The organism is Collinsella aerofaciens (assembly GCF_040915425.1).
Classification (GTDB): Bacteria; Actinomycetota; Coriobacteriia; order Coriobacteriales; family Coriobacteriaceae; genus Collinsella; species Collinsella aerofaciens_BW.
This window is the reverse complement of the sequence record NZ_JBCPDN010000103.1, coordinates 1-3,964: the sequence shown is the minus strand read 5'-3', so window position 1 is coordinate 3,964 and position 3,964 is coordinate 1. Positions and strand designations below refer to the sequence as shown.

3 protein-coding genes and 2 tRNA genes are annotated in these 3,964 nt (G+C 62.1%); all 5 read left to right on the top strand.

The features are described 5' to 3' along the window. The first annotated feature begins 6 nt into the window (after window positions 1–6). Window positions 7–81: transfer RNA gene (locus tag AB5164_RS09885), tRNA-Asn, on the top strand. 33 nt (window positions 82–114) lie between these two features. Continuing rightward, window positions 115–189: transfer RNA gene (locus AB5164_RS09880), tRNA-Asn, on the top strand. Between the two features lie 161 nt (window positions 190–350). Further along, complete coding sequence (locus AB5164_RS09875) at window positions 351–740, top strand: Asp23/Gls24 family envelope stress response protein (RefSeq protein WP_199572896.1); 390 nt, start codon at window positions 351–353, stop codon at window positions 738–740. A gap of 27 nt (window positions 741–767) precedes the next feature. Continuing rightward, the gene (locus AB5164_RS09870) at window positions 768–2,429 is read left to right on the top strand and encodes a DAK2 domain-containing protein (protein WP_368142152.1); all 1,662 of its coding nucleotides are present in this window, start codon (window positions 768–770) and stop codon (window positions 2,427–2,429) included. 9 nt (window positions 2,430–2,438) lie between these two features. Next, window positions 2,439–3,964: ATP-dependent DNA helicase RecG (locus AB5164_RS09865; protein ID WP_368148064.1), on the top strand; the 1,526-nt coding region annotated here is incomplete at its 3' end.

The following is a 3,964-nucleotide window of genomic DNA, read 5'->3' as shown; positions in this document are numbered from 1 at the left end:
ACCTATTCCTCGGTAGCTCAATGGTAGAGCACGCGGCTGTTAACCGCGCTGTTGTAGGTTCGAGTCCTACCCGGGGAGCCAGAATTTTTCAGCCCTTTCTGTTGGGCTTTAAATTCCTCGGTAGCTCAATGGTAGAGCACGCGGCTGTTAACCGCGCTGTTGTAGGTTCGAGTCCTACCCGGGGAGCCAGGTTGTAAAACCCGCCGCTTATGCGGCGGGTTTTTTCATGCCGCGATCGCTGTTCGCGAACGTTACCGTATCAACATTTCGTGTCGAGGATGTAATCCCGAGGCCCGCCACCTCAACATGGCGCGGTCGTTGTAGAATATTCCAATGATTGCTCCCACGAGATGGTGCCGCGAGCACCAGATAAGGAGATTCTTGTGTCTGAGACCATTAACGGCAGCCTGAGCGTCTCGAACGACGTTATTGCCGATATTGCCGGTTATGCCGCGATGACGTGCTATGGCGTCGTCGGTATGGCCGAACAGCTCCAGGGCGCCGAGAGCGTGCGCCTGCTTGCCGGTCAGCGCCTCCGCAAGGGCGTGCTTGTCTCCGCCGACGAGAACGGCCTTACGGTCGATCTTCACGTCGTGCTCGAGAACGGCGTCAACATGAAGTCCGTCTGCCACAATCTTTCGAGCTCCGTTGCCTTTACCCTGCAGGAGATCGCCCAGATCGATCTCGCCAGCCTTAAGATCGGCATCCATATCGACGCGCTCAAGAGCCGTCTGAACTAGCATCCGAAAACGGAGATTCAAATACCCATGATTGCAAAGACCATTCGCACCTGTTTTCCGATCGCTGCGGCTGCCGTTTCCGACAAGGCCGAGGAGATCAACAAGCTCAACGTCTTCCCCGTACCCGACGGCGACACCGGCACCAACATGTCGCTCACGCTCGCCTCGGTGACCAAGGAGCTTTCCGCCCTTCCCGCCGATGCCGATATGGAGGCCATCGCCGGCGCCATCACCCACGGCTCCCTGATGGGTGCCCGCGGTAACTCCGGAGTCATCACCTCGCAGATTCTGCGCGGCGTGGCCGAGGGTCTTGTCTCTGCCGACGAGCCTATTACGTCCGCCAACATTGCCTTCGCCTTCCGTCGTGCCGTCAAGGTTGCCTTCCAGGCTGTCCGCAAGCCCATCGAGGGCACGATCCTCACGGTCCTGCGCGATGTCTCGACCAAGGCCGATGAGTGCGAGAAGAAGAAGTTCTCGGCCGAGGATGCGCTCGATGCTATCGTCGTCGAGGCGTACCAGTCCGTCGCCCGCACGCCCGACCTGCTGCCCGTTCTGAAGGAGAACGGCGTGGTCGACTCCGGCGCCTTTGGCTTCGCCATCTTCCTTGAGAACTTTGTGGCTGCAGCACTTGGCCGCAGCACCGTTGTCGAGGATTTCTCCGCCACGTTTGATTCCGCTGGCTCTGCCCGCGACGCGGCCCTTGGTCGCGTTGAGATCGAGGCCAACGACGATTGGGAGGGCTCGGAGTTCCGCTACTGCAACGAGTTCCTGTTTAAGGCCGACGCCCCGTTTGACGAGGACGAATGCCTTAAGTTCCTAGGCTCCATGGGCGACTGTGAGCTGCTCGTGGGCGCCTATCCCGACTACAAGATCCATGTGCACTCCAATACCCCCAACCTGGTGCTCGAGCACATGCTGCAGCTCGGTCAGATCTATGAGGTCTTTATCCACAACATGGAGATGGAGGCCCACGATCGTACCGCCAAGATCCACGAGGATCAAGAAAAGGCCGTCGAGCCCGCCAAGGCGCTGGGTTTTGTCGCCGTTGCTGCCGGTTCCGGTGAGGCCGACATCCTCAAGTCCCTCGGCGTCGACGTGATCGTCTCGGGTGGCCAGACCATGAACCCCTCGACCGCCGACCTGCTGGGCGCGGTGGACCAGGTCAACGCGACCTCGGTCATCATTCTGCCCAATAACGGCAACATCCGCATGGCTGCCGAGGCTGCCGCTTCTGCCTGCACGGACAAGAAGGTTGCCGTCGTTCCCACCAAGACCGTTCCGCAGGCGTTCTCCGCGCTGTTCGCGGTCCTGCCCGATTCCGAGCTCGAGGACGCCGTCGCCGCCATGGTCGACGCCATTAGCGAGGTCCGCGATGGCGAGGTCACCCGCGCCGTGCGCGATTCCAGCGCCTCTGACGGCTCTCCGATTCACTCCGGTGACGTCATGGGCATCATCGCCGGTTCCATCGACGTGGTCGGCTCCGACGTGAAGCAGGTCACGCTCGACTGCATCAACCGTATGCAGGAGGAAGAGGAGGGCGACGCGCTGACGATTCTGGCCGGCGAGGAGCTGTCCGACGAGGCCTTCCAGGAGATCGTCGACGCTATCGAGGAGGCTCAGCCCGATCTGGAGATCGACGCCCATCGTGGCGAGCAGCCGCTCTATCCCGTGATCTTCTCGATCGAGTAGGCTCTGCCCATGTCCGAGCTGTGCTCCGTGCCGCGCGTCTCGGAGCGTTTTGCCCAGAGCAATGCGCTCGATGAGGATATCGCGCGACTCAAATATGTTTCGGGTAAACGTGAGGAGGCCCTTCGCCGTCTGGGAATTCGGACGGTGGGGGACCTCCTTCTCCATATCCCTCATCGATACCTCGACTTTACCCGCTCGTGGTCCATCGAGATGGCGCCCATCGGTACCGTGTGCACCATCATTGCCACGGTCGACCGTATCGTCCAAAAGCAGCCGCGTCCGCGCATGCAGGTGACTGAGGTCTCACTTGTTGACGAGACGGGCGTTCTGCAGGTCGCCTTTTTCCGCCAGCCCTGGATTGCCCAGCAGCTTAAGCAGGGCGACCGCCTGGCCGTGATGGGCAAGGTCGAGTTTGCCTACGGCTTTAAGCAGATGGCCTCGCCCCACTTTGAAAAGCTCGAGGACGGGCGCGCCGCAGGCACCATTCTGCCGGTCCATTACGTGAGCGATGGCGTGAGCCAGGCGTGGATGCGCCGCATCGTAAGCGGCGCGCTCGAGGTCGTCGGCAATCCGTTCGATCCGATTCCCGCGCCGCTGCGCGCAAAGCGGAAGCTCATGAGCAATGCCCGCGCGTTGCGTTCGATCCACTTTCCCTCGAGCATGGCTGAGCGCGACATCGCACGCCGGCGTCTTGCCTACGAGGAGTGCCTCTACCTGCAGCTGGCGCTGCGTCTGCGCAACGACGGCGGCCTGGTCGATGTGGTGCCCTATGCCCACACTGCGGGCGAGCATCTGGGCGCGCTTAAACAGGCCCTTCCGTTTTCGCTGAGCGACGAGCAGGAGGCCGCATTCCAAGACATCCTGCATGACATGTGCGATGGCGGGCGCGTGATGAACCGTCTGCTGCTGGGCGATGTCGGTACCGGTAAGACCGCCGTTGCCGCCTGCGCGCTGGCTGTGGCTGCCGATAGCGGCACGCAGGCCTGCGTTATGGCGCCCACGGGCGTGCTGGCGCGCCAATATGCCGATAAGACCGGCCCTCTGCTCTCGCAGGCCGGCATGTCCTGGGCGCTTCTGACGGGCGCCACGCCGGCCGCAGAGCGCGAGCGCATCCATGCCCAGCTGGAATCGGGCGAGCTTGACGTGCTCTTTGGCACCCATGCGGTGCTTTCGGATAACGTTGCGTTCAAGCATCTGTCGCTTGTTGTCATCGACGAGCAGCACCGCTTTGGCGTTGGCCAGCGCAACGCCCTACGCGCGAAGGGCCCCGGTGCCGATCTGCTCGTTATGACGGCAACGCCCATCCCACGTACGCTGGCGCTTTCGGTCTACGGCGATCTGGATACGAGCATCATCCGCCATCGGCCCGTCCCTGGCGCTGGCGTGTCGACACGCGTGCTCACCGAGTCGAGCCGCGACCTCGCCTATGGCGCCATCCGCGAAGCGCATGAAAAAGGTCAGCAGGCCTACGTGATTTGCCCGCTCGTGGAGCCGAGTGACTCGGCCGATGAGTTGGAGGACGTGCCCGGTATCGC

Bases quoted from the DNA above. Each gene is read 5' to 3' on its own strand.
- AB5164_RS09875 (WP_199572896.1), top strand. From the start codon at position 351: ATGGTGCCGCGAGCACCAGATAAGGAGATTCTTGTGTCTGAGACCATT.
- AB5164_RS09870 (WP_368142152.1), top strand. From the start codon at position 768: ATGATTGCAAAGACCATTCGCACCTGTTTTCCGATCGCTGCGGCTGCC.